Genomic DNA, 26,214 nt, shown 5'->3' on the forward strand with positions numbered 1-26,214 from the left:
GATTGTCCAATCTGTCACAATAGGCATTAAAAGGTAAACTAAGACGTGAACCTGACTTGTCAATGGCTGAAAAGTTCAGTCATGCCCGCAGAGCAAGGGAGAGGAGAAAAGGCATGACTGAACGCGATGAAGAAAATCTTACCAGTGGCCCGGTTTGTCTGCATCTTCAGCAGCTTCGAGCTTACCGTTTTTAAAGGAAGATAATGCTTCGGCAACTGTTCCTCCGCCTACGAGGTAGACTTTGATGGAACCCTTATCAAGTGCGGTGAAAGCCTTAGGGCCGACGTGGCCGGTAATTACCGCAGTTGCGCCTGTGGCAGCTACGTTCTGGGCGGACTGGATTCCTGCACCCTGAGCAGCATTCAGGTTCTGGGTGTTGTCGATGTATTCCTGGGTGTCTGCATCGGTATCGCAGACCAGAAAGCCTTTAGCGCGACCGAAACGAGGGTCGATATCTCCGTTGAGATCGTTGCCCTGACAGCTGATGGCGATTTTCATGTTATTTACTCCTGTGCACTGAGCTTAGGGTCGGTTCGCAGGGGCGTATTGATTCCTGCGCACTGTTTCTGGCCCTGAAGCCCCTGTTTCCCTGTCCGCACCTGCCTCTGCCCCGGCATCCGGGCATGACATGGTTTTCAAGACAGTTCTGTTGATAGGCCGAGAGTACCTGCTCGGTCATTCCCGTGATCCACGGGATAACCCTGACTCCGGCCTGCTCCAGTTCATTCATGGTACAACCGCAGATTGCACCGCATATTAAAAACGTTGCCCCGCAGGCTATAATGGCGGATGTCCTGTCCTTTGGGTCTTTTGAGGGAAGGGATAGGTAGCCTGCGGGACAAATTTTATTGTCTTCCATCCGGAACAATTTCAGATCCGGGGCATTGTCAAACACAGAGGCCAGCCTGTCTTCAAAACAGGCTAAACAAAGCAGCGTTGAGTTGTTATTGCGTCCTTCGTTTCCTCTCATGGCAAGCTATAAGGCATAGTCTGTGCCATGGATATAAAAAGTATATAAATCAATAGCTTGGTTGATTTGGGAGAGAGTGGAGCAGGTTTGTTTTGGAGCAGAATTAGCCGACAAAGGAGAGGGGTGGGCTAATTATGCGCCCGCATCTTCGCAGCGAGCGATGGTGCGGCGCAGGGTGTCTTTGGAAATACCCAGTTCACGGCAGGTTGCCATTTTTTTGCCGTTGTTGCGTTCAAGGGCGCGGCGCACGGCCATGCATTTGATTTCATCCATGGTCAGGGGCATGTCTTCATGCGGGGCCGTATCTTTCGATTTCGGCTGGAGGTATTCGGGCAGGTGTTCAACCTGAATGAATCCTGAAGGGCAGAGGATAAAAGCAAATTCGAGGATATTTTCCAGTTCCCGCACATTGCCGGGGAAGGGGTGGCGCATGAGGATGTGCAGGGTGTCTTCGGAAATACCGTCGATGTCCTTACCTTGCAGGGCATTGAGCCTGTTGACAAAGTGGTTGATCAGAAGGGGGATGTCTTCAACCCGTTCTTTGAGCGGGGGAAGATTGAGGGTGACTACATTTAGGCGGTAATAGAGGTCCTGGCGGAATGCACCCTGTTCCACCAGTTCGGCCAGATTTTTGTTGGTAGCGGCTACAATACGCACGTTGGCGTTAACGCTCTGTACCGCACCCAGTGGTTCGAAGGTCTTTTCCTGCAACACACGGAGCAGCTTGACCTGCAGTTTGGCTGGCATATCCCCGATCTCATCGAGGAAAATGGTGCCGCCTGCGGCAAGTTCAAAACGTCCGGCCTTGTCCTTGCGGGCATCGGTGAAGGCGCCAGCCTTATAACCGAAAAGTTCTGATTCAAGCAGATTATCCGGCAGAGCACCGCAGTTCACAGCCACAAAGGGACCGTGTTTGCGTTCACTCAAATTATGAATGGCCCGGGCAAAGAGTTCCTTACCTGTGCCGGATTCACCCAGCAGGAGCACGGTGGCTTCACTTTTACTGACCTGCGGCAGGATGGAAAATACTTTTCCGAGCTGTGCGCTTTTACCGATGATATCTTCAAAGCGCCATGAATCCTCCACCTCTCGACGGATCATCTGGATATCTGTCAGGTCGCGGAAGCTTTCCACGCCGCCGATGAGTTTGCCGGCACCGTCAACAAGGGGAGCGGCACTGATGGAAACCGGAACCTTGCGTCCGTCTGCGTGGATAAAAAATATGGATTTGTTGGAGATGCGCCCGCAGTCATTCATGCAGGAACGGAGGGCGCAGTCGCCGTCGCAGAGGCTGGAGTGGAAAACGTCCCAGCATTTGGAACCAACCGCCTCTTCGGCAGGGACGCCGGTTATCCGGCTTGCTGCCTCATTGAAGAATGTGATGTTCCAGTCCCGGTCTACCGTAAAAACGCCGTCTGCTAAAGAATCCAAAACAGCGGAGCAAGGTAGATTACTAGGGAATTTCATGAAACATCCATCAAAAGGGCTAAGCCTAATAAAAGTTTTTGAAAGGGAGAGTTCGGGAAGGGAAAACTTTTACAAAAGTTTTCCCTTCCCGGCCGCCGGAGGCGAAATTATTTTTTTTCTTCGCGGGCCTTACGCAGCCATTCGTACCATGCATCCAGTCCTTCGCGGGTGCGGCAGGACAGGGGGAAGAGGTCGATGTCTGCGTTCAGCTTGCGTGCATGCTGTTTGGCCTTTTCAAGGTCGAAATCCACGTAGGGCAGGAGGTCGATCTTGTTGAGAATCATAACAGATGAAATATGGAACATGAGGGGATATTTTTCAGGCTTGTCGTCGCCCTCAGTTACGGTCAACAGGGTGATTTTATGGTCTTCACCGACATTGAATTCGGCGGGACATACGAGGTTGCCCACGTTTTCTACGAAAAGAATATCGAGTCCTTCAAGATCGATCAGGGAAAGGGCTTCTTTCACCTGGCTGGAGTTAAGGTGGCATCCGCCTTCGGTGTTGATCTGAACGGCCTGTGCTCCGGTGGCGGCAACGCGGCGAGCGTCGTTGTCGGTCTGGAGGTCACCTTCGATGACAGCCATTTTGAATTCATCCTTGAGGTCCGCGAGGGTCTTTTCCAGCAGGCTGGTTTTACCGGACCCGGGTGAGCTCATCAGGTTGAGGCAGAGAATATTTTTTTCTTTGAAAAACTGGTTCAGTTCATCGGCAATTCTGTCATTTGCTTCCAGAATATTGCGTACCACAGGGATTTCACCCATTTCTAACTCCTTAAGTTAATCGTCAATCTCGATGCTTTCGATCTGCAATTCCTTGCCCTGAAGTACTTCATGACCAATTTCCAGACCGCATTCCGGGCAGGCCATGTAGAGCTTGTCTTCGGGTAAAAATTCGTGTTTGCACCCGCCGCAGCGGACTTTGATGGGAATTTCGTTAACTTCGAGAACCGATCCCTGCAGGGAGGTTCCTACGGTTACTGCTTCCCAGCCGAAAGTAAGAGCATCGGAGACTACTCCCGCAAGCGCACCGTTACCTACCACAACTTTTTTGAGGCTGGCACCGGGTTGCTTTTCCATTTCCTCTTCAATGATTGCAAGTATACTTTGCGCTATTGACATTTCGTGCATGGAATTTGGACTAACTCAAAAAATTATCAGGGGCAAGGTACATTAGCGCATAAATCTATAAGTTTTGTAGCACGGTTAATAATAGTGAGGTATCATACTAATGATGGAGTGCTTTTTATTACTGGTATGATAAAATAAAAAATGCATGCATGTACGGGCATGTCTTGCAAGTGGATGAAAGCTTGGGTATGGAGGGGGTGTTTCATTTTGCCGCCATGTCCGGCGGTATTTCACGGGGATATATCAGCGGGGGATTCGGCTGCATTCTTTTGTAGTCGGATTTTACGTGTTTGACCCTTTGGATAATTAAACTTTTTTACGCACCGGACACTTTCCGGATTTTGGAGGACATGCAGATGTATGTGGGACTGAAAATGCTCAAGGACTTTGTGACCGTTACCCCTGATACTTTAGTCAAGGAAGCGGACAAAATTCTGGAAGACAATCAGTTGTGGATGCTTCTTGTTAAAGACGGGGAAGACCTCGTAGGTTATGTCACCAAAGAAGATGTCCGTGCGGCTCTGCCTTCAGTTATTAGCTCTCTTGATAAGCACGAACTCAGCTACCTGCTGAGCAAGATCACCGTCCGCGAAGTGGTACGTAAGAATATCACCATGATTCCCCCGGAAACCGAGATTGAAGCCGCTGCAGACCTCATGTTTGAGATGAACCTTTCCGGTCTTGCTGTTGTTGACGAAAACAAGAAGCTCATTGGCTACATCAACCGTAACAAGATGCTTGAGTTGCTGGTTGAAGAAATGGGGCTTAAGCAGGGCGGTTCCCGCATTGTAGTTGATGTTGAAGAGCGCACCGGTGTTCTTTACGAGGTTGCCGGTATTATTTCCAACATGAAGTACAACATCATCAGTACTGGACTTTTCCACCACAATAACCGCAGGATGGTGGTTATTCGTGTTGATACTGAAGATCCTTCCCCCATTGTAGCTGCGCTTCAAGAACGCAAGTATCTGGTGGTCGGTCCTGAAGATTTTATGGCTGAATGGGCCACTAAATAAATACAGATTTTTTCGGTATCTTGCCGGGAAACGAAGCCGGAAACAGGATTCTCCTGTTTCCGGCTTTTTTTGTGCTTTTGTTGTTTTTAAAGTTTAATCAGGGTATAAATTGAGGGAGTGTTTACAATTATTAAAAGGTTATAAGCGGGCCGGGTTGCATGCTGTATCGTACATTTATTCTGTCACTGACTGCTGTTTTGCTTTTGTCTTTTACGGTCTCTTCTGGACTGGCGGATGATTGCGGACTTAGGATTATCACCGAGATCAGTCATCCTTCGACAATTCAGGACAATGGAAGTTTAACTGGATTCGGGGTTGAGATTGTTGAGGCTCTGAAAAAGGAGATAGGATGCAATACTCCCATAGAAGTTATGCCTTGGGCCCGAGGCTACCGACATCTTCTCAACAATCCGGATGTTCTGCTTTTTTCTACAGCCAGAACCAAGGAGCGGGAGGATAAATTTTATTGGATCGGCCCTCTTGCCTGCTATAAGTGGGTTTTCTACGGCTTGAAGGGTGTTGAAAATAAAGTGAAGACTCTTGAAGATGCGAAAAAGGTTTCCGGTATCGGTGTTTATCGCAACGATGCCCGGGCTCAGTTTTTGAAGAGTAAAGGATTTACCAATCTTGAGGTCATGGATTCTCAGGAAGGAAATTTCAGGAAGCTTCTCCGCGGCAGGGTTGAGCTTGTGGCAACCTCCAACATCGGCGTGCCGGGGTTTCTTGCTGCCAATAAAGAATTGCGTAAAAGAGCGGTTTCCGTTCTAACTTTTCATAGTGTTGAGCTTTATCTTGCGCTCTCAAAGTCCACAGCTCAGGACAAGGTACGCCGATGGCAGAAGGCTTTTGATTCACTGAAGGACCGGGGCACCATAGGCAATATTCAGGAAAAGTGGATTCAGAAATGTCCAAAGTAGCTTCGTTGCCTACAGGAAATTAAGCTCATCGGTTAAAGATTCTTTTTTGCGTGCCTGAGTGTTTGTTGTCTGTATATCCGGAATGGGATTGCTTTTCAGCAGGGACTCAAGAGTTTTTTGGTCGTCGGCTGTTTTTTCAATAACCTGATCCAGGGTGCATTCTTCAATAAAACCTTTACCTTTAAGAAAGTTCAGAAAAACACAGGCCTCTTCGAGGCTCTTGTTCAAGCGTAAAGCTTGTCTGAGGTGCTCAAGGCAGGGCTTAAGGTCTCCATGTTCGTAATGGACACGGGCAATATTCAGATGCAGGTTTTCATCTTCTTTTACCAGCTTTTCTGCCCTCAGGTAGTATTCAAGGGCCTGCGTGAGCATGCCGTTCTTGCGCAGGGATATGCCGAATTCATTGAACAGGTGCTTGTGCTGTGGTTCATAGCAGCTATCAAGATCGACAATTCTTTTGAATATATTGTTTGCCCGGTCCACTTCTCCCCGGTCAAGATAAGTAAGTCCCAGTCCGAAATTGACGCGTACGTTTAATTCATCGAGGCTCATGGCTTTGTTGAATTCATATTCGGCACTATAGCTTTCGCCTTTTGCCCGGTGGCTTTCGCCTAATGCTATGGATTTTTCCAGCTTCTCAACATTAGGGAGATATTTTTCAATGTATATCTCCGGTTCAGGGTGGTACTCATTCAAAAACATTTCCATCTCCACAGCAGCCTGAGGGCCGGTGGGGACGTAGTTGGTGTTCAGGGCCTGAACATTCAGAACCCCGTTATCCTGTTCTTCTGCGTACCAGTATGTGGTCTGTTCAGTCCTTTTTTTTGTTGTCCCTGTGCCTATTACAGATTTTTTTTTAGCTGAAAAAATACCTTGAATCTTTTCCCGTTTCCTCACTTAAAACTCCATTTTTTTGATCAAGGGATATCTATTTTACACAGGGTTTGCCTCTCTGCAAAGTAAGTAATGTTATGATTCAGTGATAAAAAAAGACCGTCTCCGAAGAGACGGTCTTAAAAGCCTGAAAAGGCTTGAACTGTCTGGTCAACGCGTTCAGAAAAAGGTTGATCCCTTTTCTGTGCTGCGAATTAACCGCAGCTTCCAGAGCAGGAACCGCATTCACCGCCGCCGAGCTCAAGCTTGGAATCGATTACGAAACCAGTGTAGCTGAGGTCAACGCGGAAAGGGCTGCCCTGTTCGTTAAGGTCTTTATCAAGCAGGAAGGTGAAACCTTCTACTTCAAAACTTTCATCGTTATCTTTTGGCTCATCCAGAGCCAATGCCAGCCTGGGGCCAGCTCAGCCACCGGTGGCAAGGTAGATGCGGATGGGGGTCCTATCTTTATCTGCAAAATAGTTTTCAAGCTGTTTTTGCGCAGCTTCGGTAATTTCAACCATTCTTTCCTCCTCATAGGATTTGTCTATCCAAATTAAGTTCTCTATCAGTTTTTGTCAATCGACTCTGGTTGACCTTGCCTCTTGCATGGGGTAAATAATACAGTTTAGAAAGCGTGTTAGTAATCCGACATAAGTCTGATAAAATATTTTTTAACATGATCGAACAAGGGCGTTCAGACGCTCAAGGGAGACCGTAGAATGAAAACCAAGGATATCATCCTCGCTACAGCCAAGGAAATGATTTCAGAGGTGGGTTTCCACAAAGCCACTACCGCCAATCTGGCAAAAATGGCTAATATTTCTGAAGGCACCATCTATAGACATTTTGAAAGCAAGGAAGACATCCTGCTTCACATTCTTGATGCCCTTGAGGAAAATTTTTCTTACTACATCGAAGCTGTCCGCCAGAAGTTGGACCGTGACGAATGTTCTATCGAAGAGATTATGAATGAGTATTTCTCTTTTGTAGAGGATAATGAGATCGATATGAAGATCATGCTCTCAACCTACGGATTGCTTGATTCTTCCAAACGGTTGATGGCGGTTTTTCTCAAGAACCTTGAATTGATTCTTGAAGATTGCATCAAGCTCGGTATCAAGAAGGGCACTGTCCGTGATGTGGCTGTGGAAGAGAACGCGACAGTGGTTATGACCATTATTTTCGGTTTGACCAGAATGCAGCTTTACTGGCCTGATCGCAGAGATGTCCGCGCTGAAGCCGTTGGGTTCTGCCGCCGTAGTATTCTGCTCTAGATTTAAGCTGATATGATTATTTGAAGGCTGTTCCTCTCGGGGCAGCCTTTTTTATTGCCTATTGCTAGAGGGTAAAAGAAATCCCCCGCCCGGAGTTCCGGGCGGGGGATTTTGTGTGCATTTGTCCGTAGCAGACTAGTTGTTTTCAGTCTGTCCGGCTGCTTTTGCGCTCTGCTTGGCGAAGTAGGCCTTGGTTTCAGCTACAACAACCGGGGTCAGCATGATAAGACCGATGAGGTTGGGGATAGCCATGAGGCCGTTAAAGGTATCGGAGAGGTTCCATACGAAGCTGAGCTTTGCAATGGCGCCGACACCTACGAAGATGATGAATACGATACGGAAAGGCAGAATCGCTTTTACACCGAACAGGTATTCCATGGATTTTTCACCGTAGTAGCACCAGCCGAGGATGGTGGAGTAGGCGAAGAGGATCAGGCCGATGGTGACGATGTGTGCGCCGCCGGTCATGCCCATGGAGAAGGCTACGGTGGTCAGCTCTGCACCGGTGGTGCCGTTGGACCATGCGCCGGTGAGGATAAGGACCAGACCGGTCATGGTGCAGACGATCAAAGTGTCAATGAAGGTCTGGGTCATGGAGACCAGAGCCTGAGTTACGGGCTCTTTGGTCTGCGCAGCTGCAGCGGCGATAGGAGCGGAACCGAGCCCGGATTCGTTGGAGAATACACCGCGGGCAACACCCATGCGGATGGCGAGCATTACAGTTGCACCGGCAAAACCGCCAGCTGCGGAAGCGGGGTTGAAAGCATGTTCGAATATCAGAGCGAATGCAGCGGGTACTTCTGCGATGTTAGCGAGAATGATGTAAGCAGCACCGGCCATGTAGAAAACGATCATGATGGGAACGAGAGTTCCGGTCACTTTACCGATCTTTTTAATACCGCCGAGGATAACAGCAGCAGTAAGGACCATCAGCAGGCCGCCGGTGATGTAGGGAGAAACACCGTAGGTTGCTTCTACCGCATCAGCAACGGAGTTGGACTGAACCATGTTACCGATACCGAAGGCGGCGATGGATGCGAAGATCGCGAAAAGGGTACCGAGCCAGGGCATGTTGAGGCCCTTGGAAATGTAGTACATGGGACCACCGCTCATTTCGCCGTTTTCATCAACTTCCCTGTATTTAACAGCCAGAACAGCTTCAGCGTATTTGGTGGCCATGCCTACGAGACCGGTAATCCACATCCAGAAAAGAGCACCCGGTCCACCGACTGCAACTGCAGTAGCAACACCTGCAATGTTACCGGTACCGACTGTAGCGGAAAGTGCGGTCATCAGAGCCTGAAAATGGGTGATGTCACCGGGCTCGTCTGTTTCTTCCTTGCGTTTAATGAGTGCAAGGTACAATGCGTAGAACAGTTTGCTGAACTGAACGCCGCGCAGCGCGAGGGTCAGCCAGAAGCCTGTTCCGACCAGAAGAACCAGCATGGGCGGTCCCCATGCAAATGCGCCGATTTTACCAACAATTGCGTCCAGTGAAGTCATGAAATCCATAAATAATCCCTTGTTTGTTTTAGCACCAAATTTCCGCGATTTAATTGCACAAGTTCGCAGAATTTCCCCTTTGCAAAATAATGTTCTGAACTACGTACATAAAGCAGAAGGAATGAGCAAGAAATTTATTGTGAATTTTTGTTTGGCTCAAAATAATCAGTGTTTTTGATGCAAAACGATAAAGTGTTTGTTGTTCTTTTCTTGCTGTTTGCTTTGTGTTGCATTTAAAAAAATACATTTATGTAGTCTGTTGTTTCAGTTTTGTATAACTTAAAAAACTTTCTGAATAGATAAAATAAAATGTTGCTTATTTCGTTTTAAGAAAAATATGGGGCTGATTTTAAGAAATAGTTAAATTTGACGTTTATGATTGTTTTGCGATGTTCAATTTTGTCAAAAATACGCGGGTTAATGATGCCTGCAGAGACTGGTATGGCTATTGCTGATTAATGCACTATACGAAGAATGGCGGATGTTTTGATGGGTTTTGTGTGAAAATGTACGCAATTTTGCACAAAGCGGTAATTTGTTGCACTTTGCATGTGCAATTTGCATGAAAAGCCACTCCGGAATTTGAGGCCGGAAGTGACAGGAGATAGGTTTGGGAAAGAAAAGAAAGGGGAGAAAGTCTCCAGCAAAGGGAAAGCATTCCTCTGGCGGTAGCGGCAAAAACAGTAATATGGTCATTGTGGTGATTGCAGCTTTGGCTGTGGGATTATTCTTTGGCGGTGTGTTTATGCCGGCTTTGAAGGATTCATCTACACCGCAAGCGACAGGCGGCTCAGCAGGCTTTGCCCAGCAGATTGAAGAGACAAAAAAACTTTTGGAATCCCAGCCGGGATCTGTAAATCTGTGGACCAAGCTGGGCAACCTGTATTTTGATACTGACCAGTATGCCAATGCAATTGATGCATATAGCAAATCAGTTGCCTTAGATCCTGAGAATGCGCATGTGCTTACTGATCTGGGAGTAATGTACCGGCGCAGCGGAAATCCGCAAAAGGCGGTGGATAATTTCGATAAGGCAATTCTTGTTTCTCCAACACATGAAACAGCGCGTTTCAATAAAGGGATCGTTCTTTACTATGACCTTAAAGATAAGGCCGGTGCCCTTCAGGCATGGAACGGATTGGTTCAGATGAACCCCGGAGCACGAACTCCCAACGGGAAGCTGGTCAAGGATATGATCAGGGATATGTCTTGATGTTTTGATATAATGCTTCGTGTTTTAAATGTAGGAAAGCCGTACTGCAATAATTAAAGCAGTACGGCTTTTTTTGTATTTATTTATTAAGAAATCCGGGAAGAGTTGTTTCAATTAGCAAGGCAGCCTTTTCAATTCCTCGTTCACTGCCGGGATGGAATTCTGTTATGCCCAGCCCACAGATATCCAATATTTTGTCCACTTCTTCGATGATTCTAAGGACATTGCTGAAATGAAGTCCTGCTGGAGGGGAGGGTTTGCCATGAGCAAAGCCGATGGGGTTGACTGCGTCCACATCAAGATGGATGTAAACCTTGTTGAACCCGGCCTCTTCAATCTGCTTTGCCAGCCATGCCGGGTCCCTTTCAAGCTCGCCGGGGCCGTAAAAAGGCATCTTGTTGCGGGAAATAAATTCCAGCTCGGGCGGGTCAAAAGTTCTGGCTCCGGCGTAGAACACTTGTTTGGGCTGCAGTGGATTGAACATTGCCTTGCTGATTTCCGGTCCTGCGTTACCCAAAATAGCGGAAAGGGTCATGCCTTGGAAACGTCCTGATTGCGAAGTTTGCGGGGTGTTTAAATCCGGATGGGCATCAAACCAAATCAGGGCCAGTTTATCTCCATGTTTGCGGGACATCCATGAAACCGGACCTACTTCAGTGCCGCAATCCCCGCCTAAAAGAAGGATGCGTTCCGGGTTTTCCTGCTCAAGTATGGAAAGGGCGTTTTGTAGTTGCTGGACAATATCATCCCTGCCTGCAATGGACCCTCCGGGTTCAAGCTCTCTGAAAGGCGCTGTTTCCACTGTGTTGAGGGCCGGAAGGTTTTCTATGCCTTCAGCCAGTGCAAAAGCTCCTTCATGGAGTGCTTCATTATCAATGGAACCCTGCCATTGCGGGAAAACAAGGGTGATGTCTTTCAAATTAGTCATCCGGTTTAAAGAATTTCAGTCTCAGGGCGTTGCTGACTACGGTCACTGAGCTTAAGGACATGGCGGCCGCAGCAAACATGGGTGAAAGAGTCGGCCCACCGAAAACATGGAGCAGACCGGCTGCAACCGGAATACCCAGTACGTTGAAGGCGAAAGCCCAAAACAGGTTCTGTTTGATATTACGCACTGTTGCCCTGCTTAGCGAGAGCGCAGTGAGTACTCCGTTTAAGTTGCCCTTCATCAGTACTACGTCTCCTGACTCAATTGCAACATCAATTCCTGTGCCCATGGCGATGCCCAGATCCGCTGAAGCAAGTGCTGGAGCATCGTTGATTCCATCGCCGACCATGGCTACTTTGCGCCCCTCTTCTTTCTCCTTGTTGACCACCTCGGCTTTGCGGTCAGGCATGACCTGAGCAATGACCTTATCGATTCCGGCCTTATCGGCAATGGCGTGCGCTACTTTTTCATTATCCCCGGTGAGCATTACCGTCTTCACTCCAAGGGTGTGGAGTTTACTGATGGTCTGCGGGGTTTCATCTTTAATGCGGTCGGCAATGGCCAGAATTCCGGCTAGCTTGCCGTTCTTGGCGATGTAGAGTGGGCTTTGCCCGGAAGCTGCAAAGCGCAGGGCTGCTTCACTGGCCTCAATATTGTCTAGGCCGCTGATAAAGTTTTGCTCAAGGAATTTTCGGTTGCCCAGCAGCATGGCGTGCCCTTTGGTTTCAGTGTTGATACCCAGTCCTGAGACAGCCTGAAAAGAGGTTGTTTCCGGGAGCGGGGTACCGACTTCTTCAGCTGCGCGGACAACAGCTTTTGCCAGCGGGTGTTCGGATTGTTTTTCTGCAGAGCCAGCAAGAAGCAGCAGTTCCTGCGGATTATCGTTGTCTACAGTAAAGGTCTCAGCCACTTCGGGCTTGCCGTAGGTCAGGGTACCGGTCTTATCAAAGATCATGGTTTCGATCTTTCCGGCGGTTTCGAGAGCTTCACCGGATTTGACCAGCACACCTAATTGCGCACCGCGTCCTGTGCCGACCATGATGGCGGTGGGTGTTGCCAGTCCCATGGCGCAGGGGCAGGCAATGACCATAACACTGATGAAGATGCGCAGAGCAAAGGTGAACGGTTCATCGCTGAAGAAAAACCAGCCCAAAGCGGCGGCAATGCCGATAGCCATGACTGTGGGTACAAAATAAAAACTGACCGTATCTGCTAGGCTGGAAATGGGAGCCTTTGATCCCTGCGCTTCCTGCACAAGGCGGATAATACGCGCAAGTACCGTGTTCTCACCGACATTGGTGACCTGAACTTGCAGTGCTCCGCCCCCGGTGTTGACCGTACCCCCGGCCACATCGTCGCCTACGCATTTGGACACGGGCATGGATTCTCCGGTGAGCATGGATTCATCAACATCGGAGTGTCCTTCGGCAACCCTGCCGTCAGCGGCCACCCGGTCGCCGGGGCGGATGAGAATCAGGTCTCCGGGGCCGATTTCCTCCACCGGGGTGGGAATCTGTTCTCCCTTTTGCAGCAGGATCGCCTGTGCCGGAGTAAGGTCCATGAGCTTTTCAATTGCGTCGGATGTGCGGGAACGGGCCCGGGTTTCCTGAAATTTTCCCAGAGAGATCAAAGCGATGATGGTGGCTGCGGATTCAAAATATAAATCCATGGCCCGGGCGTGCGCGTCGATACCCAGTGCGATTTCAATAGTGTTCCATAGGGAATAAACCACAGCAGCCGAGGTTCCCACGGCTATGAGGGAGTCCATGTTCGGTGCACCCCGCAGCAGGTTGGGGAAACCTTGTTGGTAAAAATTGCGTCCGAACCAGAGGACAGGAACGGTCAGGGCCAGTTGGATCAGGGCGAATCCCAGAGGGGAGCTATGCGGTTCGATGGCGGCGGGCAAAGGCATACCTACCATGTGGCCCATGGTGATAGTTAAAAGCGGGATGGTAAAAGCGAGAGCGGCGACAAGCCGTGTTTTCATTTCGCCCAGTTTGGCTTCGTTCTCGGCTTTTCTTTTTTCGAAATTATCTTTGGCGTTATGTGCCGATTGAATCTGTCCGGATTCAAACCCTGCATCGGCAATAAGTTGCCTGAGCTGGCGTAGTGAAACTACAGAGGGGGTGAAGTTCAGGGTGGCACTTTCTGATGCAAGGCTGACCTGTGCGCTGTTTACGCCCTCGTTGGCATTGAGTACCCGCTCCAGCCTTGAAGAGCAGGCAGAACAGGTCATGCCTGAGATGGGCAGGGTTAATTCGGTGCCTTCAATTTTTTCCGTTGCTTCGAATCCGGACATTTCCACTGAAGCAATTATGTTTTCAGCTGAAATGTGTTTTGAATCGTAGTCGACAGCTAATGATTCTGCTGCAAGGTTGACTGTTGCGCTACTAACACCGTCCAAATTGCCGATGACTCTTTCCAGTCGTGCTGAACAGGCTGAACAGGTCATCCCCTTGATTTCAAATGTGCTATGCATAAATATATCCTTGTTCGCCGGAAAGGGAGGGATTGCATTGCCCGCATACATTACTTATAGCTAGTTCCGGCAGGTTGTTTTAAAAAAGTGATTTGAACAGATTTGATATTAAGAATCAACTTCTTTTGAGATGGGATGATATGAAGGAACAGAAAACTATACTTTCGGAAAAGGACATGGCCCGCACTCTGGATCGCCTTGCTTCAGAAGTAACTGAACGGCGCGGTGACAGTGAGAATCTTGCGATTATCGGTATTCAACGCCGCGGTGCAGACCTTGCGGAACGTTTGAAGCTTATTCTGGATGAAAAGCTGGGCCGTAAGATTCCTCTCGGTAAGCTGGATATCAACCTTTATCGCGATGACTGGACCAATTTGACCCGTCAGCCGAGTATCAACTGCACTGAGATCCCCTTTGATATTGAATCTGCATCCATTATTCTGGTGGATGATGTGCTTTTTTCCGGTCGTACCGTGCGTGCAGCCCTTGAGGCTGTGCTTGATTTCGGGCGTCCGCGCCGGGTGGAATTACTGGTACTTGTAGACCGCGGCCACCGCGAACTGCCTATCCGGGCTGACTATGTGGGTAAGGAAGTGGTTACCTTTGAAGACCAGCACGTGAATGTACTGGTTAAGGAACGCGATGACGAAGACAAGGTTGTTATCATTCGTTCCTAATCTTTTCTGTCTCAGCACGGAGCGCTTTGCGCCCGGAAGGTTTGATATTTTTTATGCAAGAATGGAGTAATGAATTTTCAGAGGATTGCTCTGTTATCCTGATCGGCATGGCCGGGGCAGGAAAGTCCACGCTTTCACCGCTTTTGGCAGAAAAGCTCGGTTGGGAGCATATGGATACCGATGCTGTCATTGAGAGCTATTATGGCCGCCCTTTACAGGACATCGTGGATCACCTCGGTGTGCCGGAATTCCGTAAGGCCGAAGAGTATGTGGTTTCCGGTCTTGGGGTGATTCGCACGGTCGTTTCCACCGGGGGTAGTGTTATCTACGGGCCCAAGGCTATGGAAAGGCTTAAAGGTCTTGGTCCGGTCATATACCTGCGTATTTCCAGTGAAACCTGCCTTAAGCGGGTCGGCTGTGGTGAAAATCGCGGTTTGGCCATTGTTCCGGGGCAGTCGCTGGAAAACCTCTATGCGGAACGTATTCCACTTTATGAGGAGTATGCCGATTTCGCAGTTGATACGGACCTTTGTTCTCCGGAAGAATGTGTTGAGCAGATCTACAAATGGCTCAAGTCAAAAGAAGAAAAAAAAGTTAAGGATATATAATGAAAAAAATGACCAGACAGGCCGTGTTCCGCAAACTCGGTGCTCTTTATGAGCGCATGGCCTCTGTGTATGCCGACACTTCCAAAAAGATTGGTCTTTCCTGTGAAGGGTGTGAAGAAAACTGTTGTACCAGCTATTTTCAGCACCATACTTACGTGGAGTGGGCTTACCTCTGGCAGGGGCTGAACAAGCTTTCTGAAGACAAACGCAATGAGTATATTCAACGCTCAGAAGATTACGTGCGCAATGCCAAGGCCATGCTGGATAACGGTATGCGTCCCAAGATCATGTGTCCGCTTAATGATGACGGCCTTTGCGGTGTTTACAAACACAGGCTGATGATCTGTCGCATGCACGGGGTGGTCAATACCCTGCGTCAGCCAAATGGACGTCAGCTTTCATTTCCCGGCTGCTTCAAGTGTCAGGACCTGACCAAGGATATGGAAAACGTTCCGGTGGTTGACCGTACCCCGCTCTACAAAGAGCTTGTGGGTCTTGAAATGGGGCTGCTCGGCAATAAGATCCGGACTATGCCCAAGGTTGACCTGACCCTTGCTGAAATGATCGTCATGGGGCCGCCTAACCTGAATGGCTAATTCTTCTCCATCCGCGCGGCAGCCATGAGGAAGGTTATGAAGTCGTCAATGTTGTTGCGGCGGCATTTGATGTAACGCATGACGTATTCTTCAAAGTTAAGCTCCGCCCCGTAAACATGGTAGCGGTGTTGCGGACCGCCGAATTCAAGTCCTAGGAATTCGGCCACCTGCGGATGGATGGGTTGTTCAAAATCAGCGAAGGGTGGCGGAAATTTCTGCAAAGCATCTTCGTTTAGACGATTCATGCCCAATTCTTCCAGAATTGTGTTTGCACTAATGGTCAACAGCTCAGTTCGTGGGTGGTTGATGGTATTGAAAAGGGGCTTATGCCTGTAATTTTCAAGAATCCAGTCCACATATTTGACTGGGGTCCGGGCTTCCTTGGTTCTTTCGGAGTTTATTGATTTGTCCATGATTTCTTTTAAATCATAGATATTGGTCAGCCTGGTTTTCATGAAAAGGTGCAGGACTTGAGATTCACTCAGTTCTTTTTCAAGCAGTGAATCCAGAAATGTGTCCCGGTAATCGAATCCCGATGCTTTGGACCATAAGGGCCAATAGTGCAGGAAAAGCATGCTAGGAAAGGCTACTGAGCGGGCCCCATCCTTGAGTTTTGAAATGATTGTTTCCGAGACCAGTTCTCGCCAGCTTTTGCCAATCAGGGGCTGATAGAGGAAAAGGTCACATTCGGCAATGAGTTTCGCTGGGACGGATTCACGGGTATAGTTGGTAAAGCGATGGATTTCGTACTCTGCGCTGAATTCCTCACTCAGCAACAGTAGTTCTTCCATGGGTTCGCCTTGACAGTTGGCATGTAATATACAGATTTTCTTCATTTCGAGACGAACTTTAGCACACACGTTTGTGGTTTCTCAATACGGCAGGGCCGTTAATATGAGGTTAAGGCAGTGAATAAAATTTCCGTGAAAGAGTTGCAGCGTATTGTGGGTAGTGTGCAGCGAGTTGATTCTTCCCTTGAAGGGCAGGCCCGCGCCTACCTGGACACTCTGGCCAAGCCGCTGGGCAGTCTGGGAAGGCTCGAAGACCTTGCCGTAAAGATGTTCGTTGCCTCAGGAGGCCGTCCTCCGCAGTCTGATCCGGCCCGAATTTATACCATTGCCGGGGATCACGGGGTAAACGAAGAAGATATCAGTTATTCTCCGCAGGAAGTGACCCGCCAGATGGTGATTAATTTTCTGGCCGGAGGAGCAGGGATTAACGTGTTGGCCCGTACCTCCGGGGTCGAGCTTGTGGTGGTTGATGCCGGATGCAAGGGCGGACCTTTTCCGGAACATCCCGGTCTGATCCAGCGTAAGATAGCCTGCGGAACGGAGAATATTTCCAAAGGCCCGGCCATGGATGAAGAGTGCTGCCTGAGGGCCGTAAGTCTCGGTTTGGAGCTTGCTGATCAGGCCCATGAGCAAGGCATTAAGGTGCTTGGCACCGGGGAAATGGGGGTTTCAAATACTACTCCATCAACTGCGCTTTATTGTGCCTTTTTTGATCTGGACCCGGCAGAAGTGACCGGCCCGGGCGGGGGGATTGATGCCGCAGGCGTGGTTCGTAAGACCGAGGTGGTCCGCCGTGCTTTGGCGGTCAATGCTGAAGTTGTGCGTTCTGCCGATCCGCTTGCGATCCTGACCGCGCTTGGCGGGTACGAGATTGCTGCGCTTGCTGGGTTGATTATCGGTGGCGCCAAGAACAAGCAGATGGTGTGTATTGATGGATTCATTGCCACTGCGGCCTATGCTGCGGCAGCTAAAATCTGTCCGGCCGTGGGCGGGTATTGCGTGCTCAGCCATGCCTCGGCTGAACCGGGTTACGCAAAAGTAATCGAAGCCTTGGGACGCAGGCCGTTATTGCACCTTGATATGCGGCTTGGTGAGGGGTCCGGTGCGGCCTTGTCCATGTTTATGCTGCGTGCTGCTGCAAATATTTATAATGAAATGGCAACGTTTGAAGATGCCGGTGTTGCCCCCGGAGGGTGAATGCGCCTGTCAGGGAAGTCGAAGGTAATCATAGGAGATAAGTCATGCCCAAAGAATTGGTAAAGACTGTTAAAGCTGCCGGTTGAGCAGCTAAAATCGCTCCGGGGGACCTGGAGCAGGTTTTGTGTGGGCTCGCCGTTGAGGACGAGCGCCTTCTTACCGGGCTGGGTGGGAACGAAGATTCCGCCATAGTCTCTTTTCCTGCGGGCAAAGCTTTGGTTCAAACTGTGGATTTTTTCACTCCGGTGGTTAACGATCCATACTGGTTCGGACAGATTGCCGCAGCTAATTCCCTCTCCGATGTTTACGCCATGGGCGGTGAACCTTGGACCGCCATGAATATCGTCTGCTATCCCATGAAGGAAATGGGGCCTGAGATTCTGCGTGAAATCCTCAAAGGCGGCATGGATAAAATTCGTGAATCCGGGGCGGTTCTCGCAGGCGGGCACAGCGTAGAGGATGATGAAATCAAGTACGGCCTCTCGGTGACCGGAATGGTCGACCCTGACGGTTTCGCCTCTAACAAGGGGTTGCGTGAGGGGGACCAGTTGCTGCTGACCAAGCCTCTCGGTACCGGAGTGCTGGCTACAGCCCTCAAGGCAGACTGGGATGGTGCTGAACGGTTTGAAAAGGATGTTTACAAGTGGGCCTCCAAGTTGAATAGCACAGGAGGGAAAGTCATCCGTGAGCTGGGCTTGAAAGGGGCTACTGATGTAACCGGATTTGGTCTTGGCGGGCATCTGCTGGAGATGGCAGATGCTTCCGGCGTGGCTGTTGAACTGTGGCTGGATAAAGTCCCGTTTATGGATGATGTAGTCGATCTGGCCTCCATGGGTATGATTCCAGCCGGAAGTTTTGCCAACCGCAATTATTGCAGCTCACAGGTTCAGGCTGTCTCAGGAGCAGATACCATCAAGACTGATTTAGTTTTTGATGCTCAGACTTCGGGCGGACTGGTGCTGGCGGTGCCTGCAGATAAATTACAGCAGGCTATGGATATGCTGCTGGAAGCCGGTGATCTGGCTGCCCATGTTGGGCAGGTTGCAGCTCATGAAGCTGGTGTGGCAAGACTACGGATTGGTTAGTTTCTATTACTTTGAAAAGAAAAAAGGCGCAGGTTGTCGCGAACCTGCGCCTTTTCTTTTTATGAGGAGGAATTGGCGATTCCTTTATATGAAATTTTTTTAAGCAGAACCCCGGCTGCTGGTAACCGCCTGAATCAGTTCCGCATTGGCGTTATATACGGGTGAGGATACTATCTTCACCAGCTCGCGGTGCATTTCCGGGTCCGCGTACGCCTTTCTCTCTAATCTCTTCTTACGTAGATCCTTCATGGAGTTCGCCAGATCTTCGTCCCTTACGGGCGGTACCTGTGAAACCTTGTTGAGTTCGGTTCCGTTTGACATTGTATACCTCCATCCTTGGAAGTTATAAATGATAGTTTTTAAAAGAACATGAATCCTGTTTATATCTCTTATCGGACAGTTGAAGCTTAACTTTAGGTTCTTAATGCAAAAAGAATAAATATATTAAAAAAGCCCGGAGCATGGTACATGCTCCGGGCTTAAATTAATTCGTGTGGCTGCTGCTTAGCACTTGTCGTATACACGATCGAGAATCTCTTTAGCACCTGCAGACAGAACTTCCTCGGCAAGGGCAAGGCCGATGTTCCATGCCTCGTCAGCAGGTCCGTTTTTTTCCATGCGGATGGGGCTGGAGCCGTCAATGTCGGCTACGAATCCGGTCAATTTGACCTGATCGCCATCAAGCTGGGACCAAGCTGCGATGGGAACCTGACAGCCGCCATCAAGGCCGGTCAGGAAACCGCGCTCGGCCTTGACCTGACGGGCGGTCATTTCATCATGCAGGAATGCGAGGATATCCTGAATTTCAGTGTCCTCAATGCGGTATTCGATACCCAGCGCACCCTGTGCCACTGCGGGCAGGAAGGTCGGAGGACCGAGAATTTCGCTCTTGGGAGCGGAAAGCTTGAGCCTGTTCAGTCCGGCAGTTGCGACCACAATGGCATCGAATTCACCGTCGAGAAGTTTGCGCACGCGGGTGTCGAGGTTACCGCGCAGGGATTCGATTTTCAGGTCGTCGCGCAGAGCCAGAACCTGAGACTGGCGGCGCAGGCTGCTGGTACCCACAACTGCTCCGGAGGGCAGGTCCTTAAGGGAATCGTATTTTACGGAAAGCAGGGTGTCGGTCTCTGCTTCGCGCGGGGGAATGATGCCTACTTCAAGACCTTCGGGAAGTTCGGTAGGAACATCCTTCATGCTGTGTACGGCGAGGTCGGCACGGCCGTCGAGCAGTGCTTCTTCGATTTCCTTTACGAAAAGGCCCTTGCCGCCCACTTTTGCCAGCGGAACGTCCAGAATCTTATCGCCCTTGGTTTTGATCTTGAGCAGTTGAACATCGATTCCGGGGTACTCTTCACGCAGAAGGTCGGAAATATGGTTGGCCTGCCAGAGGGCAAGTTTGCTGCCGCGTGTTGCGATGGTAATCTTTCTCATTGTTCCGCCGTATTGTTGAAATTTATTGTTGATTTAGCTGCCGCAGGAAGAACAGTCGCCGCCGGAGCATCCGGCACAGGCACTGCTGCTGGAAGAAGCTGCTGGAGCAGGTGCAGAACCGAAATCACCCATGTCAGGAGCTCCGCCGCCGGTCTTGAATTTACAGGCGGACATGAGTTTGTCGGTTTTTTCGGATTTACATTCCGGGCAAGGGGGGCATTCGTCGCGGTTGAAAACAAGTTCCTCGAATTCCTTGCCGCAGTCAGCGCATTTATATTCGAAAATAGGCATTTATTCTTTACTCCGTGCTTTGAAATATCTACTGCGAAAAATTGCATAGCCCAAATTGTCAGGCGGGGCAATGTCTCGCCTACATATAAGTACGGATGCGGAGATGGCAAGGTGGGGGGAAAGTTTAAAATATCACCTTTGCTTCCCCGATACTCCCAGATAGATTGCTGTAAGGGTAACTATAACACCCAGCCAATGGGTAAGCGTTGTCAGTCGGGAAAAAATCAGAACATCCCAGAGAAATGACAGGAAAGGCTGAAGCAGGAGGACAAGCCCGGTAATTGAAGCTGGAATCTTCGGCATGGCTGTCGCTATCATTATCCATCCAACAGCCTGACTGAACAAGCCCAGCGCAAGCAGTGAACCAAAAGATTCAAGGGTTGGAATGGCAAAAGAGGCATCGGTTAAAAATAGCGGTACAGCCAGAAACATAGCACAGAAGGCGGATACAAAAAGTAGAGGCGAGTATACAAGATCCGCTTCTTTATGTGCCTGAATTCTTCTCAGCATCAGCATAAATAACGCATAGGAAAGTGCGGTCAGCAATCCGTATATGATGCCTTTAATTGACGATTGGGAAAGTTCCGCCCAATTAAAACCGATCAGGAGCAGGAGACCAAAAATTGCTATTGGTAGAGAGAAAATGAATCGTGGAGTAAGTTTTTCGTTCAAGAATAATGCTCCACACAAAGCCATGATAAAAACCTGACAATTACCTAAGATCGTAGCCAGTCCGGGGCCGACCAAAAGGATACTTTCATGCCAGAAAAATAAGTCCAGAGCGAATAAAAAGCCGCATAGACTATATGGAAGTACCTGCTTTGGCCTTATTTGCTTTAACTCACCTGAGAAAGCCGCAGCTATGAATAGAAAAACGGCTCCGAAAAATACCCGGTAAAAAGCAGATGTTGTTGCCGGGACATCTGCTACACCGACCCATACAGCCGAAAAACTAATAACAAAGGCTCCTGTGAGGACCTGTTGTATCGGTTTTATTCCTGTTTTCTTTCCGGTATTCATCTAAGTGTCCTCATAATGAGATGCGATCCCCTGATAACAAATAAATCCGCAGGTATAGTAGGTGTCTACGGATTATTGCTGTGTTGATTTTGGGTTAAGCTTTCTTGGGTTCGCTGTTGTCCGGGATGGTGATCCCCCAAGTCTTGAATGCGTCAGATTTTGGTGAGTAACCCAGATATTTTTTCGTACTTGAAATGTCCAGCCTTTTATACTTGTTGTCTGAAATAGCGTGAGCAATGAAGAATGGATTGTCTTTCATATCAACTTCAAGGCAATCGACGAATAATGAACAGATATCGCCGGGTTCAGACCATGCACTTAAATCCCGGGTGTTCAGATGTTCCCATTCGTGCGGATATTTAAACGCTCCGATTCGAACCGCTACTACCTCCAATCCCTGTTGATAGGCATAGTAACTGCCTAGAGCTTCCCCGTATACTTTACTGGCTCCATATAAATTTTGGGGTCTGGTCGGCATGTCCGGCTTAACCTGTACATCCGTAGGATACCCTTCAATGGTATGCGCACTGCTGGCATAAATAACCCGTTTTACGCCAGCTTCAATTGCTGCCTGAAAGATATTGTATGTACCGATAATGTTTGCTGGAAGAATTTCTTCAAACGAGGCATTTGTATAAGGCACGGCAGCCAAGTGGATAACCATATCGTGATTTGAAAACGCTTTTCTGCAAGCATCCAGATTAGTTATGTCAAATTTAAAACCATGGGATTCCTCTAATGAAAGGTCCGCAGGGGTGATCATATATTCAGTATTTAGTGACTCAATATAGTTAATAAGGGCTGTTCCGATTCGGCCATTTGCCCCTGTTATCAGTATTTTTTTCATGAGTATCCTCCGGGGTAATTCATTTAGTTATCTTACATCATGTCTATGCCATTATGAAATGTTATGCTTTGATTTGAAAAGAAAAGGCCCGCAAGCTGTTTTGCTTGCGGGCCTTTGAATTTTATCTTCCGATCAGGCTTACTTGGTCTTGGCAATGGGCCAGACTTCGTCAATGCGTTCGATGGGAGTGATTTCGATTTTCTCCAGAAGCTCTTCGGGGATATCTTCAAGATCCTTCTGGTTCTGGGAGGGGATGAGTACTCGTTTCATGCCCAGAGATACGGCTGCGAGGATTTTTTCCTTGATGCCGCCAACCGGGAGAACGCGGCCGCGCAGGGAGATTTCTCCAGTCATGGCCAGTTCAGGGTTGGACGGAATTCCGGTCAGCGCGGAGACCAGCGCGGTAACGAGAGTTACACCTGCGGAAGGTCCGTCTTTGGGAGTGGCTCCGTCGGGTACGTGGATATGCAGATCCTGCTCTTCGTGGAACTTGGAACTGATACCGTACTCATCAGCATGGCGGCGGGCAAAAGATACCGCAGCCTGTGCGGATTCTTTCATCACATCACCGAGCTGTCCGGTGAGCAGCTGTTTACCCTTACCGGGCATGGCGGAAACTTCCACGTGCAGCACAGAACCGCCAACCGGGGTCCACGCGAGGCCCAGCGCGACACCAGCAGGAAGTTCGGTTTCCTTCTCATCTTCAAGATGCTTGGGAATACCGAGATACTTGTGCAGGTTGTCGGCGGTGACTTCAAAGGGACCGACTTCGCCTTCAGCCTTTTTACGGGCCAGCTTACGGCACACGGAACCGACTTCGCGCTCAAGGTTACGCAGTCCTGCTTCGCGGGTGTATTCTTTGATGATCTTGGCGATGATTTCATCTGCCATGATCATTTCATCTTCTTTGAGACCATTCTCCTTGCACTGGCGGCCAAGGATGTAGCGCTTGGCAATGTTGACCTTGTCATGCTCGGTGTAGCCGGGGATGCGGATTACTTCCATGCGGTCCAGCAGGGGACGGGGGATGGAATCGAGCACGTTGGCGGTGCAGATGAACATGACCTTGGAAAGGTCGTAAGGTACGTTCAGGTAATGGTCGGTGAAAGAGTTGTTCTGTTCCGGGTCCAGTACCTCCAGCAGGGCGGAGGAAGGATCGCCGCGGAAATCAGAACCGAGCTTGTCGATTTCATCGAGCATGATCACCGGGTTGCGGGTACCGCACTGCTTGATGCCCTGAATGATACGTCCGGGCATGGAGCCGATGTAGGTCCGGCGGTGGCCTCGGATTTCGGCTTCATCTCGCATACCGCCAAGGGACATGCGGTGGAACTTGCGCTTCAGGCTGCGCGCAATGGAGCGGCCCAAAGAAGTTTTACCTACACCAGGAGGGCCCACAAAGCAGAGGATGGGACCTTTCATGGATGGGTTCAGCTTACGCACGCTCAGGTATTCAAGGATGCGTTCCTTGACCTTTTCAAGGTCGTAGTGGTCTTCATCGAGAATTTTTTTGGCTTCGATGATGTCGAGGCGGTCACGAGATTGCTTGGTCCACGGAATCTCAATCATCCAGTCCAGATAGGTGCGGATGACTGTGGCCTCGGATGCTTCGGGATGCATGGCTTCAAGGCGGCGGAGCTGTTTTTCCGCTTCCTTGCGCACTTCCTTGGGCATCTTGGCTTTGGCGATAGCTGCACGGATTTCTTCGGCTTCCTCAGCCTCATCGGTAGATTCACCTAGTTCCTTTTTAATCGCTTTGAGCTGTTCGCGCAGGTAGAAATCTTTCTGGGCCTTGTCCATTCCTTCCTTGGCCATGGACTGAATCTTATTCTGCATGGAAGCCACTTCAACTTCCTGAGTGAGCTGGGTGTTAACCAGAGTCAGACGGTCAACAGGTTGGCCGCACTCAAGAATGGACTGAGCCACATCAACTTTCATGCGCAGGTTGGAAGCGATCAGGTCGGCAAGGCGTCCCGGTTCATCAACACTGTTAAGTACACTCATGATATCAGCGGAGGATATGCCGCGCAGGGTCAGAATTTTTTCGCTCTGCTCGCGGGACGAGCGGACCAGCGCTTCCTGAGTGGCATCCAGTTCCCCGGATTCAGCTTCGGGAATGGCTTCAATCTCAGCGATATGAAAAGGCTCTGAGCCGATGAATCTTTTGACCTTTGCACGTGAAACACCCTGTACCAATACTTTCAGGCGGCCGTCGGGCATCTTGAGCATACGCATGATCATGCATACGGTTCCGGTCTGGTAAAGGTCTTCGTGTTCCGGATTCTCAACTGCTTCGTCTTTTTGGGTCAGGACCATGACATAGCGATTGCTGGTCATGGCTGCTTCCACTGCGTTGACGGATTTTTCGCGGCCAACAAAAAGGGGAAGGATCATATAGTTGAAGACAACAATATCCCGGACAGCCAGTACCGGAAGGGTAGTGGGGATGTCCACATGGGCATCATCCGGAATGCTGCCCGCATCTTCAAGCAGGTCCGCTGCATCGTGCAGTACGTTCAGCGGGGAAACCGGAGGCTTGTTGAGTCCCTGATCATTACCAGCGTCAGGAGTGGATTCCTGTTTCGCTTTTTTCTGAGCTTCGGCTTTATCTTTCTTGTTCAGCTTCAGCGGTTTGATGGGTGATTTTTTTTTCTTCAACGCAAAATCCTTTCGTTCAGATGTGGTTGTCTTTCTCTATTAAAAAAGCATTAAATATCCGGTCCCATGGCGGGCAAGCCGGGACCGGATAGCTTGTCAGTCAATTTACATCAGATCCGGCTGACGTTATGTCCAGCAACCAGATCTGGCTTCAGCCAAAACAAACATGAAGTTTATCTTGGGGGTATTTCTCTAGCGGATTTGAAATCCCTTGTGCTCGGTATCGTAGTCCATCCATTCACACTTAACATCAGTTACCTGTGAAATGGGAGGACCGACCAGCAACCGGGTTCTCATTTCAGCTATTTTTGCTTCATCTCCCTGCAGCAGTACTTCAATCTTTCCATCGTCCAGATTGCGTACCCAGCCATTAAGATTAAGCGCCGCAGCCTGATCATTTACCCAGGCCCGGAAGAAAACTCCCTGCACCTTGCCGGTAACAACACAATGATAGCTTCTAGTCATAGGCCCCTCCTTACAAGTTGAGGTGAACTACAAATATCCTGCTTCCTTGAAGCTGTGGAACCTGTCTGCGGTCACGATGACGTGGTCCAGCAGACGGATTTCCATGTCCTGACAGAGGGCGGCTATTTCCATAGTTCTCTCTGTGTCTTCAGGAGATGGAGACGGGTCCCCGCCGGGATGGTTATGGGTCAGGATTACTCCGCTGGCATTGTGGCGCAGGGCTAGTGCTACAATTTCTCGCGGATATACTGCGGTCTTGTCCACAGTGCCTTCCGACAACCTTTCCCAGCATATCACTTTGTTACGGTTATTGACCAGTGCAATCCAGAATTCCTCTTTGGACAAATTACCGATTCGGGCCATGGCTGCCTTGTAGACAACATCCGGTGAGGATATCGGCTCCTTGCCGTTCATGGGTTCCTCAGCAATTCTGGTCCAAAATTCACGCATAAGCGTGAAAAATATCAAAACCCCCGGTCCAATACCCTTGAACTTTTTCAACTGTTCTTCCGGTGCCCTGAAGACGCCGCCGAGACTGCCGAACTCGGCTAAGAGTTCCTTGGCAAGGGGCTTGGTATCCCGCCTGGGCAGAACCTGACCAAGAAGCAGTTCCAGAATTTCATAATCGGCAAGACTGGTTGCGTCTTTGCCCAGCTTTTCTTTCAGCCGCTGGCGGTGACCGTGGTAATGAGGTTTATCCTTCATAATAAATAGTAAGTATGCTTTGGCAAGTAGTACAGTTCAAAGCCGGACCTGATTCAGACAAAAGGCTGAG

28 protein-coding genes are annotated in these 26,214 nt (G+C 49.5%); 9 read left to right on the forward strand and 19 right to left on the reverse strand.

Annotated features, from left to right (window positions below; genetic code table 11):
• Positions 1-138: 138 nt before the first annotated feature.
• The 5 genes from ACO05Z_RS02380 to ACO05Z_RS02400 form a co-directional block, all read right to left on the reverse strand.
• Positions 139-498, reverse strand: a complete 360-nt coding sequence (locus ACO05Z_RS02380; RefSeq protein WP_421900139.1) for a NifB/NifX family molybdenum-iron cluster-binding protein — start codon at positions 496-498, stop codon at positions 139-141.
• A 1-nt stretch (position 499) separates the two neighbouring features.
• Positions 500-859 (reverse strand): NifB/NifX family molybdenum-iron cluster-binding protein, encoded by a 360-nt coding sequence (locus tag ACO05Z_RS02385; protein ID WP_421900141.1) that lies wholly within the window; start codon positions 857-859, stop codon positions 500-502.
• Positions 860-1,102: 243 nt separating this feature from the next.
• Positions 1,103-2,437: a sigma-54 interaction domain-containing protein gene (locus ACO05Z_RS02390; RefSeq protein ID WP_421900143.1), complete on the reverse strand. Its 1,335-nt coding sequence runs from the start codon at positions 2,435-2,437 to the stop codon at positions 1,103-1,105.
• Positions 2,438-2,544: 107 nt separating this feature from the next.
• The gene (hypB, locus tag ACO05Z_RS02395; RefSeq protein WP_421900145.1) at positions 2,545-3,201 is read right to left on the reverse strand and encodes a hydrogenase nickel incorporation protein HypB; all 657 of its coding nucleotides are present in this window, start codon (positions 3,199-3,201) and stop codon (positions 2,545-2,547) included.
• Positions 3,202-3,216: 15 nt separating this feature from the next.
• Positions 3,217-3,567 (reverse strand): hydrogenase maturation nickel metallochaperone HypA, encoded by a 351-nt coding sequence (locus ACO05Z_RS02400; protein ID WP_421900147.1) that lies wholly within the window; start codon positions 3,565-3,567, stop codon positions 3,217-3,219.
• A gap of 356 nt (positions 3,568-3,923) precedes the next feature.
• On the opposite strand from ACO05Z_RS02400, the gene ACO05Z_RS02405 reads away from it, so the two are divergent.
• Together ACO05Z_RS02405 and ACO05Z_RS02410 are read left to right on the forward strand one after the other, a co-directional pair.
• Positions 3,924-4,583: a CBS domain-containing protein gene (locus tag ACO05Z_RS02405; protein WP_421904151.1), complete on the forward strand. Its 660-nt coding sequence runs from the start codon at positions 3,924-3,926 to the stop codon at positions 4,581-4,583.
• Between the two features lie 158 nt (positions 4,584-4,741).
• A complete protein-coding gene (locus tag ACO05Z_RS02410) occupies positions 4,742-5,500 on the forward strand; it encodes a substrate-binding periplasmic protein (RefSeq protein ID WP_421900149.1) in 759 nt (252 codons plus the stop codon).
• Positions 5,501-5,509: 9 nt separating this feature from the next.
• On the opposite strand, the gene ACO05Z_RS02415 is transcribed toward ACO05Z_RS02410, so the two are convergent.
• Together ACO05Z_RS02415 and ACO05Z_RS02420 are read right to left on the reverse strand one after the other, a co-directional pair.
• Positions 5,510-6,397 carry a tetratricopeptide repeat protein gene (locus ACO05Z_RS02415; RefSeq protein ID WP_421900151.1) on the reverse strand — a complete coding sequence of 296 codons (888 nt, stop codon included), beginning with the start codon at positions 6,395-6,397 and terminating at the stop codon, positions 5,510-5,512.
• 191 nt (positions 6,398-6,588) lie between these two features.
• Positions 6,589-6,897, reverse strand: coding sequence for an IscA/HesB family protein (locus ACO05Z_RS02420; RefSeq protein WP_015850514.1), 309 nt, complete (start codon positions 6,895-6,897; stop codon positions 6,589-6,591).
• Positions 6,898-7,095: 198 nt separating this feature from the next.
• Between ACO05Z_RS02420 and ACO05Z_RS02425 the strand changes: the two genes are divergently transcribed.
• The gene (locus ACO05Z_RS02425) at positions 7,096-7,650 is read left to right on the forward strand and encodes a TetR/AcrR family transcriptional regulator (protein WP_421900153.1); all 555 of its coding nucleotides are present in this window, start codon (positions 7,096-7,098) and stop codon (positions 7,648-7,650) included.
• A 135-nt stretch (positions 7,651-7,785) separates the two neighbouring features.
• Here the strand turns inward: ACO05Z_RS02425 and ACO05Z_RS02430 are convergent, their stop codons facing one another.
• Positions 7,786-9,162, reverse strand: coding sequence for an alanine/glycine:cation symporter family protein (locus ACO05Z_RS02430; RefSeq protein ID WP_421900155.1), 1,377 nt, complete (start codon positions 9,160-9,162; stop codon positions 7,786-7,788).
• A gap of 601 nt (positions 9,163-9,763) precedes the next feature.
• Between ACO05Z_RS02430 and ACO05Z_RS02435 the strand changes: the two genes are divergently transcribed.
• Positions 9,764-10,366 (forward strand): tetratricopeptide repeat protein, encoded by a 603-nt coding sequence (locus tag ACO05Z_RS02435; RefSeq protein ID WP_421900157.1) that lies wholly within the window; start codon positions 9,764-9,766, stop codon positions 10,364-10,366.
• Between the two features lie 79 nt (positions 10,367-10,445).
• Here the strand turns inward: ACO05Z_RS02435 and ACO05Z_RS02440 are convergent, their stop codons facing one another.
• Positions 10,446-11,285 (reverse strand): arginase family protein, encoded by an 840-nt coding sequence (locus ACO05Z_RS02440; RefSeq protein ID WP_421900159.1) that lies wholly within the window; start codon positions 11,283-11,285, stop codon positions 10,446-10,448.
• Position 11,286: 1 nt separating this feature from the next.
• Positions 11,287-13,773, reverse strand: coding sequence for a heavy metal translocating P-type ATPase (locus ACO05Z_RS02445; protein WP_421900161.1), 2,487 nt, complete (start codon positions 13,771-13,773; stop codon positions 11,287-11,289).
• 140 nt (positions 13,774-13,913) lie between these two features.
• On the opposite strand from ACO05Z_RS02445, the gene pyrR reads away from it, so the two are divergent.
• The 3 genes from pyrR to ACO05Z_RS02460 are packed head-to-tail and all read left to right on the forward strand — an operon-like array spanning position 13,914 to position 15,654.
• Positions 13,914-14,450, forward strand: coding sequence for a bifunctional pyr operon transcriptional regulator/uracil phosphoribosyltransferase PyrR (pyrR, locus tag ACO05Z_RS02450; RefSeq protein ID WP_421900163.1), 537 nt, complete (start codon positions 13,914-13,916; stop codon positions 14,448-14,450).
• A 53-nt stretch (positions 14,451-14,503) separates the two neighbouring features.
• Entirely contained in the window at positions 14,504-15,058 is a 555-nt protein-coding gene (gene thrB / locus ACO05Z_RS02455) for a homoserine kinase (protein WP_421900165.1), read from the forward strand.
• Entirely contained in the window at positions 15,058-15,654 is a 597-nt protein-coding gene (locus ACO05Z_RS02460) for a hypothetical protein (RefSeq protein WP_421900167.1), read from the forward strand. Before thrB ends, ACO05Z_RS02460 begins: the two co-directional genes overlap by 1 nt.
• Here the strand turns inward: ACO05Z_RS02460 and ACO05Z_RS02465 are convergent.
• Complete coding sequence (locus ACO05Z_RS02465) at positions 15,651-16,490, reverse strand: WcbI family polysaccharide biosynthesis putative acetyltransferase (RefSeq protein WP_421904152.1); 840 nt, start codon at positions 16,488-16,490, stop codon at positions 15,651-15,653. The two genes, ACO05Z_RS02460 and ACO05Z_RS02465, sit on opposite strands and share 4 nt — an antisense overlap.
• Before the next feature lie 72 nt (positions 16,491-16,562).
• Here ACO05Z_RS02465 and cobT point away from each other — a divergent pair, with 72 nt between their 5' ends.
• Entirely contained in the window at positions 16,563-17,642 is a 1,080-nt protein-coding gene (gene cobT / locus ACO05Z_RS02470) for a nicotinate-nucleotide--dimethylbenzimidazole phosphoribosyltransferase (RefSeq protein WP_421900169.1), read from the forward strand.
• Positions 17,643-17,686: 44 nt separating this feature from the next.
• Positions 17,687-18,727 carry a selenide, water dikinase SelD gene (gene selD, locus ACO05Z_RS02475; protein ID WP_421900171.1) on the forward strand — a complete coding sequence of 347 codons (1,041 nt, stop codon included), beginning with the start codon at positions 17,687-17,689 and terminating at the stop codon, positions 18,725-18,727.
• Positions 18,728-18,826: 99 nt separating this feature from the next.
• On the opposite strand, the gene ACO05Z_RS02480 is transcribed toward selD, so the two are convergent.
• The 8 genes from ACO05Z_RS02480 to radC all read right to left on the reverse strand — a co-directional run bounded on the left by ACO05Z_RS02480 (position 18,827) and on the right by radC (position 26,144).
• Entirely contained in the window at positions 18,827-19,048 is a 222-nt protein-coding gene (locus tag ACO05Z_RS02480; RefSeq protein WP_421900173.1) for a hypothetical protein, read from the reverse strand.
• A gap of 183 nt (positions 19,049-19,231) precedes the next feature.
• The gene (gene hemC, locus ACO05Z_RS02485; protein ID WP_421900175.1) at positions 19,232-20,158 is read right to left on the reverse strand and encodes a hydroxymethylbilane synthase; all 927 of its coding nucleotides are present in this window, start codon (positions 20,156-20,158) and stop codon (positions 19,232-19,234) included.
• A gap of 33 nt (positions 20,159-20,191) precedes the next feature.
• A complete protein-coding gene (locus ACO05Z_RS02490; protein ID WP_421900177.1) occupies positions 20,192-20,449 on the reverse strand; it encodes an FmdB family zinc ribbon protein in 258 nt (85 codons plus the stop codon).
• Between the two features lie 132 nt (positions 20,450-20,581).
• Positions 20,582-21,469, reverse strand: a complete 888-nt coding sequence (locus ACO05Z_RS02495; protein WP_421900179.1) for a DMT family transporter — start codon at positions 21,467-21,469, stop codon at positions 20,582-20,584.
• Positions 21,470-21,563: 94 nt separating this feature from the next.
• Positions 21,564-22,316, reverse strand: coding sequence for an NAD-dependent epimerase/dehydratase family protein (locus tag ACO05Z_RS02500; RefSeq protein WP_421900181.1), 753 nt, complete (start codon positions 22,314-22,316; stop codon positions 21,564-21,566).
• Between the two features lie 138 nt (positions 22,317-22,454).
• Entirely contained in the window at positions 22,455-24,827 is a 2,373-nt protein-coding gene (gene lon / locus ACO05Z_RS02505; RefSeq protein WP_421904153.1) for an endopeptidase La, read from the reverse strand.
• 339 nt (positions 24,828-25,166) lie between these two features.
• Positions 25,167-25,439 (reverse strand): acylphosphatase, encoded by a 273-nt coding sequence (locus ACO05Z_RS02510; protein ID WP_421900183.1) that lies wholly within the window; start codon positions 25,437-25,439, stop codon positions 25,167-25,169.
• Between the two features lie 27 nt (positions 25,440-25,466).
• Positions 25,467-26,144, reverse strand: a complete 678-nt coding sequence (gene radC, locus ACO05Z_RS02515) for a RadC family protein (RefSeq protein ID WP_421900185.1) — start codon at positions 26,142-26,144, stop codon at positions 25,467-25,469.
• Positions 26,145-26,214: the final 70 nt, after the last annotated feature.

Source organism: Maridesulfovibrio sp., assembly GCF_965230075.1.
Taxonomy (GTDB): Bacteria; Desulfobacterota; Desulfovibrionia; order Desulfovibrionales; family Desulfovibrionaceae; genus Maridesulfovibrio.

What these genes read in the sequence shown, in the direction of transcription:
- radC (WP_421900185.1), bottom strand. Translation starts at nt 26,144, where the DNA reads ATGAAGGATAAACCTCATTACCACGGTCACCGCCAGCGGCTGAAAGAA.
- ACO05Z_RS02510 (WP_421900183.1), bottom strand. Translation starts at nt 25,439, where the DNA reads ATGACTAGAAGCTATCATTGTGTTGTTACCGGCAAGGTGCAGGGAGTT.
- ACO05Z_RS02380 (WP_421900139.1), bottom strand. Translation starts at nt 498, where the DNA reads ATGAAAATCGCCATCAGCTGTCAGGGCAACGATCTCAACGGAGATATC.
- ACO05Z_RS02490 (WP_421900177.1), bottom strand. Translation starts at nt 20,449, where the DNA reads ATGCCTATTTTCGAATATAAATGCGCTGACTGCGGCAAGGAATTCGAG.
- hemC (WP_421900175.1), bottom strand. Translation starts at nt 20,158, where the DNA reads ATGAGAAAGATTACCATCGCAACACGCGGCAGCAAACTTGCCCTCTGG.
- ACO05Z_RS02390 (WP_421900143.1), bottom strand. Translation starts at nt 2,437, where the DNA reads ATGAAATTCCCTAGTAATCTACCTTGCTCCGCTGTTTTGGATTCTTTA.
- ACO05Z_RS02405 (WP_421904151.1), top strand. Translation starts at nt 3,924, where the DNA reads ATGTATGTGGGACTGAAAATGCTCAAGGACTTTGTGACCGTTACCCCT.
- ACO05Z_RS02495 (WP_421900179.1), bottom strand. Translation starts at nt 21,469, where the DNA reads ATGAATACCGGAAAGAAAACAGGAATAAAACCGATACAACAGGTCCTC.
- ACO05Z_RS02480 (WP_421900173.1), bottom strand. Translation starts at nt 19,048, where the DNA reads ATGTCAAACGGAACCGAACTCAACAAGGTTTCACAGGTACCGCCCGTA.
- ACO05Z_RS02425 (WP_421900153.1), top strand. Translation starts at nt 7,096, where the DNA reads ATGAAAACCAAGGATATCATCCTCGCTACAGCCAAGGAAATGATTTCA.
- ACO05Z_RS02410 (WP_421900149.1), top strand. Translation starts at nt 4,742, where the DNA reads ATGCTGTATCGTACATTTATTCTGTCACTGACTGCTGTTTTGCTTTTG.
- ACO05Z_RS02500 (WP_421900181.1), bottom strand. Translation starts at nt 22,316, where the DNA reads ATGAAAAAAATACTGATAACAGGGGCAAATGGCCGAATCGGAACAGCC.
- ACO05Z_RS02385 (WP_421900141.1), bottom strand. Translation starts at nt 859, where the DNA reads ATGGAAGACAATAAAATTTGTCCCGCAGGCTACCTATCCCTTCCCTCA.
- ACO05Z_RS02445 (WP_421900161.1), bottom strand. Translation starts at nt 13,773, where the DNA reads ATGCATAGCACATTTGAAATCAAGGGGATGACCTGTTCAGCCTGTTCA.
- ACO05Z_RS02430 (WP_421900155.1), bottom strand. Translation starts at nt 9,162, where the DNA reads ATGGATTTCATGACTTCACTGGACGCAATTGTTGGTAAAATCGGCGCA.
- pyrR (WP_421900163.1), top strand. Translation starts at nt 13,914, where the DNA reads ATGAAGGAACAGAAAACTATACTTTCGGAAAAGGACATGGCCCGCACT.
- hypB (WP_421900145.1), bottom strand. Translation starts at nt 3,201, where the DNA reads ATGGGTGAAATCCCTGTGGTACGCAATATTCTGGAAGCAAATGACAGA.
- ACO05Z_RS02465 (WP_421904152.1), bottom strand. Translation starts at nt 16,490, where the DNA reads ATGAAGAAAATCTGTATATTACATGCCAACTGTCAAGGCGAACCCATG.
- thrB (WP_421900165.1), top strand. Translation starts at nt 14,504, where the DNA reads ATGCAAGAATGGAGTAATGAATTTTCAGAGGATTGCTCTGTTATCCTG.
- ACO05Z_RS02460 (WP_421900167.1), top strand. Translation starts at nt 15,058, where the DNA reads ATGAAAAAAATGACCAGACAGGCCGTGTTCCGCAAACTCGGTGCTCTT.
- ACO05Z_RS02400 (WP_421900147.1), bottom strand. Translation starts at nt 3,567, where the DNA reads ATGCACGAAATGTCAATAGCGCAAAGTATACTTGCAATCATTGAAGAG.